This is a genomic window from Streptomyces sp. CA-181903, from assembly GCF_050937075.1.
Lineage (GTDB): Bacteria > Actinomycetota > Actinomycetes > Streptomycetales > Streptomycetaceae > Streptomyces.
This window is the reverse complement of record NZ_JBNJLY010000001.1, coordinates 4,680,807-4,696,206: the sequence shown is the minus strand read 5'-3', so window position 1 is coordinate 4,696,206 and position 15,400 is coordinate 4,680,807. Positions and strand designations below refer to the sequence as shown.

The 15,400-nt window shown below is 73.5% G+C and carries 12 protein-coding genes and 1 pseudogene; 6 read left to right on the top strand and 7 right to left on the bottom strand.

Annotated elements, in window-relative coordinates; translation table 11 throughout:
* Positions 1 to 135 precede the first annotated feature (135 nt).
* The 6 genes and pseudogenes from ACQEVS_RS21105 to ACQEVS_RS21080 form a co-directional block, all read right to left on the bottom strand.
* Positions 136 to 1,244: pseudogene (locus tag ACQEVS_RS21105) on the bottom strand (diguanylate cyclase domain-containing protein).
* 227 nt (positions 1,245 to 1,471) lie between these two features.
* The gene (locus ACQEVS_RS21100) at positions 1,472 to 2,272 is read right to left on the bottom strand and encodes an enoyl-CoA hydratase/isomerase family protein (protein WP_433022600.1); all 801 of its coding nucleotides are present in this window, start codon (positions 2,270 to 2,272) and stop codon (positions 1,472 to 1,474) included.
* Between the two features lie 208 nt (positions 2,273 to 2,480).
* The gene (locus ACQEVS_RS21095) at positions 2,481 to 3,146 is read right to left on the bottom strand and encodes a ribonuclease H family protein (RefSeq protein WP_433022598.1); all 666 of its coding nucleotides are present in this window, start codon (positions 3,144 to 3,146) and stop codon (positions 2,481 to 2,483) included.
* Entirely contained in the window at positions 3,065 to 4,588 is a 1,524-nt protein-coding gene (locus ACQEVS_RS21090) for a hypothetical protein (protein ID WP_433022596.1), read from the bottom strand. The genes ACQEVS_RS21095 and ACQEVS_RS21090 overlap by 82 nt, the downstream gene beginning before the upstream one ends.
* A gap of 219 nt (positions 4,589 to 4,807) precedes the next feature.
* Positions 4,808 to 6,022, bottom strand: a complete 1,215-nt coding sequence (locus ACQEVS_RS21085; RefSeq protein ID WP_433022594.1) for an adenylate/guanylate cyclase domain-containing protein — start codon at positions 6,020 to 6,022, stop codon at positions 4,808 to 4,810.
* A gap of 91 nt (positions 6,023 to 6,113) precedes the next feature.
* Positions 6,114 to 6,971, bottom strand: a complete 858-nt coding sequence (locus ACQEVS_RS21080; protein WP_433022592.1) for a biotin--[acetyl-CoA-carboxylase] ligase — start codon at positions 6,969 to 6,971, stop codon at positions 6,114 to 6,116.
* Between the two features lie 372 nt (positions 6,972 to 7,343).
* Between ACQEVS_RS21080 and ACQEVS_RS21075 the strand changes: the two genes are divergently transcribed.
* From ACQEVS_RS21075 to ACQEVS_RS21055, 5 genes are all read left to right on the top strand, one after another.
* Positions 7,344 to 9,005, top strand: coding sequence for an acyl-CoA carboxylase subunit beta (locus ACQEVS_RS21075; RefSeq protein WP_433022590.1), 1,662 nt, complete (start codon positions 7,344 to 7,346; stop codon positions 9,003 to 9,005).
* A 108-nt stretch (positions 9,006 to 9,113) separates the two neighbouring features.
* Positions 9,114 to 9,323 carry an acyl-CoA carboxylase epsilon subunit gene (locus ACQEVS_RS21070; RefSeq protein WP_004949088.1) on the top strand — a complete coding sequence of 70 codons (210 nt, stop codon included), beginning with the start codon at positions 9,114 to 9,116 and terminating at the stop codon, positions 9,321 to 9,323.
* 132 nt (positions 9,324 to 9,455) lie between these two features.
* Positions 9,456 to 9,584 (top strand): morphogenic membrane protein MmpB, encoded by a 129-nt coding sequence (gene mmpB / locus ACQEVS_RS21065; protein WP_004949086.1) that lies wholly within the window; start codon positions 9,456 to 9,458, stop codon positions 9,582 to 9,584.
* 244 nt (positions 9,585 to 9,828) lie between these two features.
* Positions 9,829 to 11,292, top strand: a complete 1,464-nt coding sequence (locus ACQEVS_RS21060) for a peptidoglycan D,D-transpeptidase FtsI family protein (protein WP_433022587.1) — start codon at positions 9,829 to 9,831, stop codon at positions 11,290 to 11,292.
* 66 nt (positions 11,293 to 11,358) lie between these two features.
* Complete coding sequence (locus ACQEVS_RS21055) at positions 11,359 to 12,000, top strand: Maf family protein (RefSeq protein WP_433022585.1); 642 nt, start codon at positions 11,359 to 11,361, stop codon at positions 11,998 to 12,000.
* A gap of 205 nt (positions 12,001 to 12,205) precedes the next feature.
* On the opposite strand, the gene ACQEVS_RS21050 is transcribed toward ACQEVS_RS21055, so the two are convergent.
* Positions 12,206 to 13,036 carry a hypothetical protein gene (locus tag ACQEVS_RS21050; protein ID WP_433022583.1) on the bottom strand — a complete coding sequence of 277 codons (831 nt, stop codon included), beginning with the start codon at positions 13,034 to 13,036 and terminating at the stop codon, positions 12,206 to 12,208.
* 544 nt (positions 13,037 to 13,580) lie between these two features.
* Here ACQEVS_RS21050 and ACQEVS_RS21045 point away from each other — a divergent pair.
* Positions 13,581 to 15,344, top strand: a complete 1,764-nt coding sequence (locus ACQEVS_RS21045) for an acetyl/propionyl/methylcrotonyl-CoA carboxylase subunit alpha (RefSeq protein WP_433022581.1) — start codon at positions 13,581 to 13,583, stop codon at positions 15,342 to 15,344.
* Positions 15,345 to 15,400 lie beyond the last annotated feature (56 nt).

Genomic DNA, 15,400 nt, shown 5'->3' with positions numbered 1-15,400 from the left:
CCTCAAGCGCCGGACGGGCCGGAAGGGGGCCGACAGACCTCGGACAACGGGCGGGCCGGCGGGTGGGCGGCGGGGTGGGTGGGTGAGCGCGCTCCGCGCGCGGTGCTCGAACGCCGGACGGGCTGGAGGGGCCGATCACGGCCTTCGGCCCCGGAACCTGCGGCGTTCCGCGTGCGGCGGCGCGGGCGGCCGGTCCGCGAGCCGCACGACCGGATCGTCCCGGCCCCCCTCCCGCCCCGCGACCACCGGCTTCTCCGCGCCCGCCGCCTTCGCCCGGTACTGAGCCGCGTCCGCGAGCCGGAAAAGGCGGCGGGCCGTACGCACGGGCCCGATCGGATCCCCCGTGGACGCGATGCCGCAGGCGACCCCCTCACCGAGCTCCAACCGCCGCGCGCGCAAGCACAGTTCCTCAGCCGCCCGGACCACCTCGTCGGCCGGAGCCCCCACCGTGAGCAGGCAGAACTCGTCGCCCCCGAGCCGCGCGGCGAGCGCGCCCGGCAGCCGGGCGCCGCACAGCGACAGGAGCGAGCCGAATCGTTCCAGCAGCCGGTCGCCCTGCGCGTGCCCGAGGGTGTCGTTGACCCGTTTCAGTCCGTTCAGGTCGCAGACGACGAGGCTGACGACGACGCCCTCCGCCAGATGCCGTTCGATGGCCTCGTCGAGCCGCGCGTCGACGGCGCGGCGGTTCCCCAGGCCGGTCAGGGGGTCGGTGTAGGCCAGCCTGCGGGCCTCCTCCAGCCGCTCGGTCTGGACGATGCCGGCGGCGGTGACGGCGGCCAGGACCGCCGCGAAGTCCGCGTCGGCGCGGCCGAAACGGGGAGCCCCCACGGGCCGTGCCACATACAGCTCGCCCCAGGCGCGACCGTGCAGCACGATCGGCGCGATCACGCAACTGCCCCGGCGCCGGCGGCGCAGCACCTCCACGCGGTGGCCCACGGGGAACGGGCCCGGCGCGGGGTCCCCGTCCTCGTCGTCCTCCAGGTTCTCCACCCAGGCGTGCGGCCGGCCGCCCACCCACTCCTCGTGCAGGAACTCGGCGACCTCGGGGAAGTTGTGCACCGGGTACGTCTCGTCGGCGGGGAACCGCTCCTCGTCCGGGTCGCGCTCCCCCGCGTTGACGAGGACCCGCAGCCGGCCGCTCTCGCGCTCCCAGACGGAGACCGCGGCGAAGGAACCGTTCAGGGCGCGCAGGGCGCCCTCCGCGGCGGCGGCCACCCCGTCGAGGGGGACTGCGCCGCCGCCATCGCCTGCGCCAGCTCCACCACGGCGGACAGGCGGTCGTCACGATCCGCGTCACCAGCCACCAGAGCCTCACATTCCACCGCTGCGCGCAGCCCTCGCACTCCAGCGTAGGAATGGTGCGCTCATTCCGCCTTATGAGGGGCCCGGGACTTCCCGCTTCATCCCAGGTCATCCCGTTTCGTCGACGACGATCCGCCCGTGGCCGGGGGCCGGCCGGCCCCCGGTGCCGTCACTCGCCCGGCCAGTCCGGCGTCCGCTTCTCGTTGAACGCCGCCACGCCCTCCGCGCGGTCCCCGGAGAAGGCCACCGTGCGCCAGGCCGCGTCCTCGACCTCCAGCCCGGCCCGCAGGTCCAGACCGTGCCCGAGGCGCAGGGCGCGCTTGGCCGCCCGCAGGCCGACGGGTGAGTTGGCGGCGATCCGGGCGGCGAGGGCCAGCGCCTCGTCGCGGTCCTGCCCCGCGGGCACCAACTGGTCGACGAGGCCCAGCTCCCGGGCCTCCGCCGCCGCCACCCGCCGCGCGCTGAAGATCAGTTCGGCCGCGCGGGCCGCGCCGACCCGGCGCGGCAGCAGCTGTGTGCCGCCCCCGCCCGGGATCACGCCGACGGACACCTCGGGGAGCCCCACCACGGCGGTCTCGTCCGCGACGATGATGTCGCAGGACAGGGCGAGTTCGAAGCCGCCGCCGAGGGCGAAGCCGTGCACGGCGGCGATGGCGGGCACCGGCAGCTCCAGGACGCCGGTGTAGGCGGCGCGGGCGTGCGGTCGCTGGCGCGAGAGGTCGGCGTCGGTGAAGGAGTTGCGCTCCTTGAGGTCCGCGCCGACGCAGAACGCCCGCTCGTGCGTGCTCGTCAGAACGACCGCGCGGACGGTCCGGTCGGCGGAGAGGGCGGCGGTCGCCTCGGCGATCGAGCGGCCCAGTTCGGTGGAGACGGCGTTCATGGCCTTCGGGCGGTCGAGTACGAGCTCGGCTACTCGGCCGTCTTCGTGCGGGCGGATTGCGACCCACTCACCAAAGCGTTGTTCGCTCACGCGGTTCACCCTCTCTCGGCTGTGGCCACGATCATGCACGCACCGCTGTGGCGGTGCCATACCCGTGGGGGGCTTGCCTCGCGGGCCGGCGGCCGCCGGGGCGTGCCCCCGCCTGCGGGCCGACGACCGCCGGGGCCTCCGCCCTCGCACCGTTTCCTGCGGGGGCTGCCGCCCCCGCACACCCCGAGCACGCCCGCGGCACGCGTCCTCAGACGCCGGACGGGCTGGAATCCGTCCGGCACGCCACATGGCCCCAGCCCTGCTGGTTCTTCGCGATCGGCTCGCCCGCCGCGTAGGACTTGCCGCAGACGCACCGGCCCGGGAACTTCGCCTTGAGGGTGCCCCGGGAGCGGGAGCCCTTCGCGGCGGAGCCACCGGAACCGCCGGACCCACCGGAACCGCCGGACGTGCCGCCGGTCCGCCGGGGGCGTGGCGGGGCCGTCGCGCGGGACGCGTCCGGGACGGGGAACCCGGCGTCGCCGTGGGCCGTGCCCGCCGCGCACTGGGCGACCGCGGCGTCGCTGGCGGCCTGGTCGGCGATCGCGTTGAGCGGGTCGCCGCCCTGCTGGTGCGCCGGCACGTACCGGAACTCGACCGTGCGCCCGGCGAGCAGCTCGTCGATGCTCCGGACCAGGTCCTGGTTCGCGACCGGCTTCCCGGCCGCCGTCTTCCAGCCGTTCCGCTTCCACCCCGGCAGCCACTTGGTGACCGCGTTCATCGCGTACTGCGAGTCGAGCCGGACCTCCACCGGGACGGCCGGGTCGGTGGCCTCCAACAGCCTTCGCAGAGCGGTCAGCTCGGCGATGTTGTTGGTCGCCCGGCCCAGCGGGCCGGCCTCCCAGCGCTCCGGCCGTCCCTCGGCGTCGGCCGCCACCCACGCCCAGGCGGCCGGCCCGGGGTTCCCCTTCGAAGCGCCGTCACAAGCGGCGATGATGCGATCGAGCATGCCCCCGATGATGTCAGGAGACGCGGCCCGTCCCCGCCCTCACACCGGAACCGCCTCCCCGGCGGCCGCGGGCACCTGGGCGAACGGCTGCCGCACCCCGCGTGCCTCCAGCAGCGCCCGTAGCGCGCGGACCTGCTCCTCCGGTGCCCCCTCGGGACGCCACAGCCGGACGACCCCGTCCTCCGGTATCGCGTGGACCGTGCCGTCGGGCGCGGCCAGCCCCCGCCGGGCGCCGGGACCCCGGCCGTCCAGACCGTGCCCGCCTCTCCGGCCGCCTCTTCCCCGACCGCCCCTTCTCCTGCCGCCCCTTCTCCTGCCGCTCCTTCTCCTGCCGTCCCCTCCCCGCACTCCCACACCAGTCCCCGGACGAGCACCCCCGTCACCGGGTGGTCGCGGTAGTACCGGGCCCACTCGGCGGCAGGCCAGGATTCGCCGCCCGGCCCGTCCGACAGCGCCAGCAGGCGCGCCCGTTCCCCGACCAGCGTCTTCCCGATCCCCTGCGCGACCAGCCGGGCACCCTCCACGTTGTGCGGCAGATAACGGGTGTTGAAGCCGCTCGGCGAGCGGAACGGCCAGGTCGAGCGGGTCGTGGTGCCGTCCTCGTCGATCCAGTCCAGCGTCACCCGCCCGTCGTCGTCGACACCGACGACCGCCTCGAACGGCAGGTTGAGCCATATCGCCCCGACCCCCGGCGGGCCCAGCCGCATCGTGCGGTCGGCCCCCAGCCCGTGCGTGGGCACCATCCGCTCGGCCAGGCGGTGCGGCGGGACGTCGAACCGCTTGGCGGTCTTCTTCAACGCCCGGACCAGCGCCGCGTGGCAGTGCGAGGGCCCCGGGACGACGCGGTGCAGGTCGTACAGTGCGTCCAGCGCGTACAGGTCGCCGAGGGCGGTGAACGCGGCACCGGCGAGCTCGTCGTCCCGCAGGGGGTTGCCGCCCGCGGCATGGGAGTTCCGGCGCCCGACGACCGCCAGGTCCGCGACCAGCCCGGCGTTCTCCTCGCCCGGCCCGCGCCGGCCGCCCAGGCAGCCGGCGGCCAGGACGAATCCGCAGGCCAGGCTACGGGTGGGTGCGACGCGCGACAGCCCCGCCCCGGGGGCGAAACCCACCGTGCCGTACAGCGATCCGCAGGCCGTCATCTCCCGTATCGCCGCGCGCACGAGCTCCGGGGCGCCGTCGACTTTCAGCAGCGCCTTCGTGCGGCGCTTCCAGACGCCGTCGTTCTTGCAGCGCCAGGTCCAGAACTCGTCGCAGGCGGCGAGGTGCAGCACCAGGTCGGTCAGCTCGGGCGTCAGGCCGGCGAGCCGGCCGCGCACGCGCTCGGCCCAGGCGTGGCCGGGCTCCAGCAGGTCCTCAACGTTTCCCTTCACACCGGCGATGATGGCACCCGCCACTGACAATCGCCCCTGACCTGGGGATCGTCTGCTCAAGCGGCCGCAAGCGACCCCATCCGCGCGCCCGTTCCGCCGCCTGTTCGCCAAGGACCGGAGGGGAGACCCCGTTCGCCAACGACCGGAGGGGAGGACCCCATTCGCCAAGGACCGCAGGGACAGACCCCGTTCGCCAAGGGCCGGGCCGTCAGGCCCCGTTCATCCCTGCTCCCGTCGAGTGAGCAGCCACGGTTCCACGACGCCCAGCCCCCGCACCGGCCGCTGCCACATCGGCTGGAGCGCGAATCGGTACTTGACCGCCTCGGCGGGCCTGCCCTCCGCCTCCGCCGCGGCCATGGCCGCCGCCACCTCGGCCTCGGACTTCGGGGCGTCCCCGCTGCGCAGCAGTTCCTCCGCCAGGGCGCCGTCCACCAGCACCGCGTCCTTCGGCGCTATCGACGTCAGCCGGCTGGCCAGGTTGACCGTCGTGCCGAAGACGTCGCCCATGCGCGTCGTCACCGTGCCGAAGGCCATGCCGACGCGGAGTTCGGGCATGGTCTCGTCGTGGCTGAGGGTCTCGATCAGCCGGATGCCGATCTCGGCGGCCGTGCCCGCGTCGTCGGCCGCGTAGAGGACCTCGTCGCCGAGGGTCTTGATCAGGCGGCCGCCGTGCGCGGCCACCAGGTCGGCGGCCGTGGTCTCGAACGCCTCGACGAGCTCGCCGAGCTCCTCCTCCTCCAGCCGCCGGGTGAGCCGGGTGAAGCCCACCAGGTCGGCGAAGCCGACGGCCAGCCGCCGGTCGACCATCTCGGCGTCGTCCTGGGCCTGCACCACGCGGCCGGTCGCGGCGGCGAGCTGGCGCCGCCAGACGTAGATGAGGAACTCCTCCAGCTCCGGCAGGAGCAGTTCGACGAGCGGGTAGGTGATCTCCGCCCGGGTGAGGCCCGGTTCCTGAGGCTCGGTCAGGCCCTCCAGGAAGGAGTCGATCTGCCAGTCGGCGAGCCGGGCCGTGGTCTGGCCGGTGGAACGGGCCACCTGGACGGCCATGGGCTCGCTCAGCAGCCCCGCCTCGACCAGGCCGGCCAGCCGCCGCAGGGCGAGGACGTCCGCCTCCGTCAGCGCCTTGGCCTGGCCGATGTCGGCGAAGCCCATGGCCCGCCAGAAGCGGGCCGCGAGGTCCATGGAGACGCCGGCCGCGCGGGCGGCCTGGAACGGGGTGTAGCGCCGCTCCGCGCCGAGGATCAGGGCCTCCAGCCGGAGCGCGAGCGGGTCGCCGCCCTCGTCGGCGGCGGAGTCGAGCTCCGCGGGCCCGTCGGCCCGTTCCGTCGTGCCGTCCGGGGCACCGGTCCCCCGCGCGGTCTGCCCTTTCCCGTCGGCCCCCGAGACCTCCCCGGTCTCTACGGAACGGGAGGTACCCCCACCTTCGGCGGTCACCGCCCGCCCCCTGTCCGATCCGTGCGCACTGCCCTGCCGATCGCCGCTCGCTCGCTTTCCGGTCACAACGATACGGCAGGTGTGCCCTAGCTCACTCTCCTGACGACGCCGGACGCAGATGAACGATGTCGCCCGCGTCCACCGGCCGCTGCATCCCGTGCTCGGTGGCGAGCACCAGCCGGCCGTCGCCGTCGACGGCCACGGCCTCCCCGACCAGCTGCCGGTCGCCGGGCAGTTCGGCCCGTACGGTCCGGCCGAGCGTGGCGCAGCCGGCCGCGTACGCCTCCTGGAGCCGGCAGGCCGCCGGGTCGCCGCCGGCACCGCGCCAGGCGGTGTACCAGTCCTCCAGCGAGCGGAGCAGGGCCCGCAGCAGCGGGTCGCGGTCCAGCCGCCCGGCGCCGGCGAGGGCGAGTGAGCCCGCGGTGGGCACCGGGAGTTCGTCGGCGCGCAGGGAGACGTTGACGCCGATGCCGACGACGACGGAGTCGCCGGCCCGCTCGGCGAGGATGCCGCCGGCCTTGCGCTCCCTGCCGTCGACGGTGACGAGGAGGTCGTTGGGCCACTTCAGGGCGGTGTCGACGCCGGCGGCCCGGGACAGCGCGGAGGCGGTGGCGACGCCGGCCAGCAGCGGCAGCCAGCCCCAGCGGTGGACGGGCACGCCGGGCCCGGGGGTGAGCCGGACGGAGAGGAACAGTCCGGACCGGGCGGGCGCGGACCAGGTGCGGTCCAGCCGGCCGCGGGCCGCGGACTGCTCCTCGGCGACGAGCACGGCGCCCTCCGGGCCGTCGGCCGCGGCGAGGTCGGTGTTGGTCGACCCGGTGTTCGCGACCACGTCCAGCGAGGTCCACAGCCCTCCGGGCCGCAGCAGCGCGCGCCGGAGCGCGGGGGCGTTCAGCGGGGGCCGGTCCAGGTCGGACCAGCGGCTTCCGGGGGCGTCGGAGGGAGTCATACCGTCACCTTAGACATCGCCTCGGACATCCCGGCCGGACGTTCCGTCACTCACCGGCCGCCCCGGGCAGCACACACCCGCGCCCCTGACGACCGTCCCGGCGGCCGCGTCGTCTACCCCGCCGACCGCCACCCCGAAACCCCCGATGACCCATGTTTCACCGGCCCCACGAGGTGTGGCCAACGCCGCACTCCCGGAACGCGGTCGCGCCGATACGCTACGACCCGGTAGCCCTGATCCGGGCCGTTCCGGCGGCCGGATCCGGCGCGTCCGCAACAGGTCGTCCAGCACTCCGTCCCCCGCCCCGCCACCGTCCCGCCCCCGTTTCTCCGGACCCCCGCCCACCTCAGGACACACAGGAGCCGCAGCCCGATGTCCGAGTCAGCCGCCCAGCCCGCCGCCCGCCGTCCCGACGCCGCCGGCTCGTCCGGCGCGGAAGGTGCCGCGGGCACCGAGGGGATCGACATCCACACCACCGCGGGCAAACTCGCCGACCTCCGGCGCAGGATCGACGAGGCGACGCACGCCGGGTCCGCGCGGGCGGTGGAGAAGCAGCACGCCAAGGGCAAGCTGACCGCCCGGGAGCGGATCGAGTTGCTGCTGGACGAGGGGTCGTTCGTCGAGCTCGACGAGTTCGCGCGGCACCGCTCCACCAACTTCGGCATCGAGCGGAACCGCCCCTACGGCGACGGCGTCGTCACCGGCTACGGCACCGTCGACGGCCGCACGGTCTGCGTGTACTCGCAGGACTTCACCATCTTCGGCGGCTCGCTGGGCGAGGTCTACGGCGAGAAGATCGTCAAGGTCATGGACTTCGCCCTGAAGACCGGCTGCCCGGTCGTCGGCATCAACGACGGCGGCGGCGCCCGGATCCAGGAAGGCGTGGTCGCGCTCGGCCTGTTCGCCGAGATCTTCCGCCGCAACGTGCACGGTTCCGGGGTGATCCCGCAGATCTCCCTGATCGTCGGCCCCTGCGCGGGCGGCGCGGTCTACTCCCCGGCGATCACCGACTTCACGGTGATGGTGGACCAGACCTCGCACATGTTCATCACCGGCCCCGACGTCATCAAGACCGTCACCGGCGAGGACGTCGGCTTCGAGGAACTGGGCGGCGCGCGCACCCACAACGCGACCTCCGGCGTGGCCCACCACATGGCGGGCGACGAGAAGGAGGCCATCGAGTACGTCAAGGCGCTGCTCTCCTACCTGCCGTCCAACAACCTCTCCGAGCCGCCCGCCTTCCCCGAGGAGGCCGACCTCGAGGTCTCGGACACCGACCGGGAACTGGACACCCTCATCCCCGACTCGGCGAACCAGCCGTACGACATGCACACCGCGATCGAGCACGTGCTGGACGACGGCGAGTTCCTGGAGACCCAGGCCCTGTTCGCGCCGAACATCATCACCGGCTTCGGCCGGGTCGAGGGCCACCCGGTGGGCATCGTCGCCAACCAGCCGATGCAGTTCGCCGGCTGCCTGGACATCGACGCCAGCGAGAAGGCGGCACGTTTCGTCCGCACCTGCGACGCGTTCAACGTCCCGGTGCTCACCTTCGTGGACGTCCCCGGCTTCCTGCCCGGCACCGACCAGGAGTACAACGGCATCATCCGGCGCGGCGCCAAGCTGATCTACGCCTACGCGGAGGCCACGGTCCCGCTGATCACGGTGATCACCCGCAAGGCGTTCGGCGGGGCGTACGACGTGATGGGCTCCAAGCACCTCGGCGCGGACCTGAACCTGGCCTGGCCGACCGCCCAGATCGCCGTCATGGGCGCCCAGGGCGCGGTCAACATCCTGCACCGCCGGGCGCTGGCGGCCGCCGAGTCGGACGAGGAGCGCGAGGAGCTGCGCGCCCGGCTGATCGCCGACTACGAGGACACGCTCCTCAACCCGTACACGGCGGCCGAGCGCGGCTACGTGGACGCGGTGATCATGCCGTCCGACACCCGCCGGCACATCGTCCGGGGCCTGCGCACGCTGCGTGACAAGCGCGAGGTGTTGCCGCCCAAGAAGCACGGGAACATCCCGCTGTAGCGGTCGGCTGTACGAAGAGGGTGCCGCGGTCCGGCCCCCACGGGGTGTGGGCGGGACGTGCGGCGGGCAGCCGCGGACAGCGGTGGCAGCGCGTGAAGGGAGCGTCAGGTGATCAAGGTGGTACGCGGCAATCCCACGCCGGAGGAGCTGGCCGCCGCACTGGCGGTGGTCCAGGCCCGCGCGGCGGCCCGGGCGAACGCCGCCGCGCCGGACGAGGTCGTCCGCCCCGAGTGGGCCAGCCCGGCCCGGCTGGCCAGGACCCGGCGGGCGCCGGCGCCCGGACCGCGGGCCTGGCGCACGTCGTACTGGCCGGCCTGAGCCCAACGGCCGGCCCGAGTCCCGCTCACGCGCCCCGGTCACGGGCCGTCCGGGCCCGGGAGACCCGGTTCACACCGCGGCCTGAGTACCCGTACTCAGGCCGGACGGGACCCTGCGCCGGACCATGGGAGTGTGCTGTGGTCCGACCCGTCCGACGAACCGCCCGACGAGCTGCGCGAGGCCCAAGCCATGCTGCGGCGGGCCGGGCTGCTGCTGGCGGTCGGGATGGTGGTGCTGTTCGTGCTGCTCGGGACGCCATGAGCCTCCTGTGAGGCATTGCACAGCGCCGCGCGGGCCCTGCGAGGAGGCTCGGGCGCCGCCTGTGCACAGGGCATGGACGCGCCCGCGCAGGGCCTGAGTGGCGTCTGTGCCGTGCGCGGACATTGCGCCGGTCTTGCCCCGCTTTCACAGGAGCCTCACAGATTTCACCCCTTTTGCAACCAGGCCGCTCCGGTTCCGCATCCTCCCCTGGGGGATCCACCGCGAACCGGGGAGTGGTCACACCTTGAACAAGCCCGTGCGACACATAGCGATCTTCACCGGCCTGATGGTCCTCGCGCTGCTGGTGCGCAGCACCTGGGTGCAGTTCGTCCAGGCCGACGAGCTCGCGCACCACGACCAGAACCGGCGGGTGAAGATCGCCACCTACGCGCAGCCGCGCGGCGACATCATCGTCGGCGGCAGTCCGGTCACCGGCTCCACGCCGACGTCGGCGGGCGATCTGAAGTACAAACGCACGTACAAGAACGGGCCGATGTACGCCCCCGTGACCGGCTACTCGTCGCAGATCTACGCCAACAGCCAGCTCGAACACGTCTACAACCGCTTCCTCACCGGCGACGACGACCGGCTGTTCCTCCGGAACACCACCCGGGCGCTGACCGGGAAGAAGCCCGAGGGCGGCGACGTGGTCACGACCATCGACCCCAAGGCGCAGCAGGCCGCCTACGAGGGGCTGGCGAAGTACAAGGGCGCCGCCGTGGCCATCGAGCCCGGCACCGGGAAGATCCTCGCCCTGGTCTCCACGCCGTCGTACGACCCGTCGGTCTTCTCCGGCGAGCGCGACAAGGACGCGCGGGCCTGGCAGGCGCTGGAGAAGGACAAGGACAAGCCGCTCTCCAACCGGGCGATCAAGGAGCTGTACCCGGCGGGCTCCACCTTCAAGATCCTCACCGCCGCGGCCGCCCTCGACCACGGCCGCTACCACGACGTCGACTCGCCGACCGACTCGCCGTACCCCTGGAACCTGCCGGACACGGTCACGCCGATGAAGAACGAGAACGAGAACGCGCCGTGCCGCAACGCCTCGTTGAAGGTCGCGATGCAGTACTCGTGCAACAACGTCTTCGCCAAGATCGCCGCCGAGCTGGGCAAGGACAAGATGCGGGAGACGGCCGAGAAGTTCGGGTTCAACCAGGACCTCTTCATGCCCGTGGCGGCCGTCAAGAGCGTCTACCCGAAGGAGATGAACCGGCCGCAGACCGCCCTCACCGGCATCGGCCAGGGCAGCCTCGCCGCCACCCCGCTCCAGGTCGCGATGATGACCGCCGCCCTCGCCAACGACGGCAAGCTGATGAAGCCGTACCTGGTCGAGAGCCTGCGCTCGCCCGACCTGTCCACGGTCGAGCGGCACAAGCCGGAGGAGATGTCGCGGGCCGTCTCGGCGGACACGGCCCGCAAGGTGCGGGAGATGATGGAGTTCACCGCGCGGGAGGGCACCGGCAAGGCCGCGCTGATCGACGGGGTGACGGTCGGCGGCAAGACGGGCACCGCGCAGCACGGCGTCGGCAACAGCGAGATCCCGTACGCCTGGTTCGTCTCCTACGCCAAGCAGGCGGACGGCTCGCCGGTCGCGGTGGCCGTCTTCATCGACCCGAAGGACTCGGGGGTCGACCGCGAGGACGTCTCGGGCGGCGGGCTCGCCGGGCCCATCGCGAAGAAGATCATGCAGGCCGTGCTCAAAAGGTGAGGCCCGCGGAGTGCCGCCCGGGCGGACGGGGGAAGGCCGCCCGGCGTCTCCTTTAGCCTGGCCCGTATGACTGCCACGCCCTCCACCGCCTCCACCGGCTCCCCCGCCGCGCCCGCGCGCCGCCTCGTCCTGGCCTCCCAGTCCCCCGCCCGCCTCGGCCTGCTGCGGCAGGCCGGGCTCGCCCCCGAGGTGATCGTCAGCGGGGTGGACGAGGACGCGCTGACCGCGCCCGACCCGGGCACGCTGGCGCTGGTGCTGGCCGAGGCCAAGGCCGCGGCGGTGGCCGCCCGCCCGGAGGCCGCGGGGGCACTGGTGATCGGCTGCGACTCCGTGCTGGAACTGGACGGCCGCGCGCTCGGCAAGCCGGCGGACGCGGAGGACGCCACGGCCCGCTGGAAGTCGATGCGGGGGCGCTCCGGCGTGCTGCGGACCGGTCACTGTGTGATCGACACGGCGACCGGCCGGCGCACCTCGGCGACCGCCTCGACGACGGTCCGCTTCGGTGAGCCGACCGACGCCGAGATCGCCGCCTATGTGGCCTCCGGCGAACCGTTGTACGTGGCCGGAGCCTTCACCCTGGACGGCCGGTCGGCCCCCTTCGTCGAGGGGATCGACGGCGACCCGGGGAATGTGATCGGCCTGTCCCTGCCGCTCCTCCGCAGGCTGCTGGCGGAGCTCGGGACCGCGATCACCGATCTGTGGGTGTGACGCCCGTACCACGTGTCGGCGCGGCGGCCTGGGGACCGCCGGGTGGCCTGGGCCTGGAGGTGGCGGGACGGACGCGATGAGGCAGGCGTGACGAGACGGACGTGACGGGCGTGATGGCAGTTGAGACGCGCGTGACAAGACGGACGTTGCGACGCTCGTGACGAGACCGACGTTTCGACGCGCGTGATCAGAGCGACCGAAACGGTCAGAGCGGAAGCTGCTTGGTGGCCTGGCCGACCTTCTTCAGCTGGCTGATCTGGCTCAGCTTGCCCAGCTCGTTGACCGCGTCCGGGTAGATGCTGGTGGGCGGGTTCTGCGGCGGCGCGGTGGCCTGGGGCGGGGTGGGCGCCGGGGGCTGCTGCGGCGGGGTGGGGGCCGGGGGCTGCATCGGCTGCTGGGCCTGGGGCTGAGCCTGTGCCATGGACGTCTGCGGCGACATCGGCGCCTGCTGCGGCGCGCTCTGCTGCTGCCGCCCGGCCGCGTGCCGCGGACCCGCGGCGTGGCGCGGACCGGCCGCGTGCCGCGGTCCCGCCGCATGCCGCGCACCGGCGGCGTGCCGCGGGCCGGCCGCCGACCGTACGGGGGCCGCCTTCGCGGCACGGGTCGCCTTCACCGCACCGCTCTTCTTCTCCGCATCGCTCTTCTTCACGGCGCCGGTCTTCTTCACGGCACCAGGCGTCTTGGCGGTATCCGGCGTCTTGGCGGCACCGGGCGCCTTCGCCGCGCCGGCCGCCTTCGCCTCTCCCGCCGTCCTGTGCGCCGAGGTCGCCTTCCGCGCGGCGGCCGCCTTCTGCCCGGTGGCCGCGTTCCGCGCCTGCTCCGTCTTCCGCGCCTTCTGCATGCTCTGCGCGTTCTGTGCGTTCTGCGCGGTGGCCGTCCGGTGCGGGGCGGTGGCGGCCGGCGGAGCGGTGACGTCGCCCGCGCTCGCCGTCGGCTCCTTCGGCTGCGGCAACGGCAGCGGTGCGGCGGACGCGGCGGTGGTCACGGAGAGGGCGGCCCCGGCCAGGGCGGCGGCTGCTGCGATGCGCTTGATCATGACTTCTTCAACGATGTCGTGCCATATCGGTCACTACTCCCGACTCCCTCACACCCCCTCACCCCGGGGAACACCCCGGAAATCGCACGCACTTCACGCCTCTCCCGCCTGTGTGCGACCCGCACGTCCCAGGGGGCGGCCCGGACTCGCGCCAGGGAAACGGCAGTTGAACACCGGCCGCACCACTCCTGAACGCCTCACACCACTCTCCCCCGTCACCATTCGACCCGCTCCTCACGCCCCTTCACACCCGCCCCGGGCGCCGCGTCGCCCGAACGGGCCGTCTCGCAAACTTTCCGCCGTCCGTTCGTAGGGTCCCCACAAAGAATGCGCACCGGCGCACCCGGATGATCGCCGAGACCTTGACCACATCCCGATTCGCCCGTCACCCGGGTACAGGCGGCGTACCGTGGGACATCAAGGGTCTCCGGGGTGCGCGGAACGTGCGCTTCACGCTCCGTGTGGGCAAGGTCACCCTCGACGTCGGGTCGGCACAGAGTGTCGCCAGTACCTAAACTCACCTTGTTTCAAGGAGGGAGCCATCGTGCGCAAGGTGCTCATCGCCAATCGTGGCGAAATCGCTGTCCGCGTTGCTCGTGCGTGCCGGGACGCCGGGATCGCAAGTGTGGCGGTCTACGCCGATCCGGACCGGGACGCCCTGCACGTCCGGGTGGCCGATGAGGCTTACGCGCTGGGTGGTGACACTCCTGCGGCCAGCTACCTCGACATGGCCAAGGTGCTCGCCGCCGCGGCGGAGTCCGGGGCGGACGCGATCCATCCCGGTTACGGCTTCCTTTCCGAGAACGCCGAGTTCGCGCAGGCCGTCCTCGACGCGGGCCTGACCTGGATCGGCCCGCCGCCGCACGCCATCCGCGACCTGGGCGACAAGGTGGCGGCCCGTCACATCGCCCAGCGCGCCGGCGCGCCGCTGGTGGCCGGTACGGCCGACCCGGTCTCGGGCGCCGACGAGGTCGTCGCCTTCGCCGAGGAGCACGGCCTGCCGATCGCCATCAAGGCCGCCTTCGGCGGCGGCGGGCGCGGCCTGAAGGTCGCCCGCACGCTGGAGGAGGTGCCGGAGCTCTACGACTCCGCCGTCCGCGAGGCGGTCGCCGCCTTCGGCCGCGGCGAGTGCTTCGTCGAGCGCTACCTGGACCGCCCGCGGCACGTCGAGACGCAGTGCCTGGCCGACAAGCACGGCAACGTCGTCGTGGTCTCCACCCGCGACTGCTCCCTCCAGCGCCGGCACCAGAAGCTCGTCGAGGAGGCGCCCGCGCCGTTCCTGAGCGACGAGCAGAACGCCGAGCTCTACCGCGCGTCGAAGGCGATCCTCCGCGAGGCGGGCTACGAGGGCGCCGGCACCTGCGAGTTCCTGGTGGGCCAGGACGGCACGATCTCCTTCCTGGAGGTCAACACCCGGCTCCAGGTCGAGCACCCGGTCACCGAGGAGGTCTCCGGCATCGATCTGGTCCGCGAGATGTTCCGCATCGCCGACGGCGAGGAGCTCGGCTACGACGACCCGCCGCTGCGGGGTCACTCGTTCGAGTTCCGTATCAACGGCGAGGACCCGGGCCGCAACTTCCTGCCCGCCCCGGGCACCGTCACCCGCTTCGACGCGCCGTCCGGCCCGGGCGTCCGGCTGGACGCGGGCGTCGAGGCCGGCAGCGTCATCGGCCCGGCCTGGGACTCCCTGCTGGCCAAGCTGATCGTCACCGGCGCCACCCGCGAGCAGGCCCTCCAGCGGGCCGCCCGCGCGCTCGGCGAGTTCCAGGTGGAGGGCATGGCCACGGCCATCCCGTTCCACCGCGCGGTGGTCACCGACCCGGCGTTCGCCCCCGCCGACGGCACTCCGTTCAAGGTGCACACGCGCTGGATCGAGACCGAGTTCCAGAACACGATCCCCCCGTTCGCGGGCACCGCGGCCGAGGACGAGGAGGAGGCGCCCGGCCGCGAGACCGTCGTGGTCGAGGTCGGCGGCAAGCGCCTGGAGGTCTCCCTCCCGTCCTCGCTGGGCATGACCATCGCCCGCACCGCCGCCGCCGGTGGCGCCCGCCCCAAGCGCCGCGCCGCCAAGAAGGCCGGCTCGGCCGCCTCGGGCGACGCCCTGACCTCGCCCATGCAGGGCACGATCGTCAAGGTGGCGGTCGAGGAGGGCCAGCAGGTCGACGCGGGTGACCTGATCGTCGTCCTGGAGGCCATGAAGATGGAGCAGCCCATCAACGCGCACCGCGCGGGCACGGTCAAGGGCATCACGGCGGAGATCGGCGGCTCGGTGTCGTCGGGCGCGGTGATCTGCGAGATCAAGGACTGACGGGTCGGTACACGCGAGAGGGCCCCGGCCGCATCAACAGGATGCGGACCGGGGCC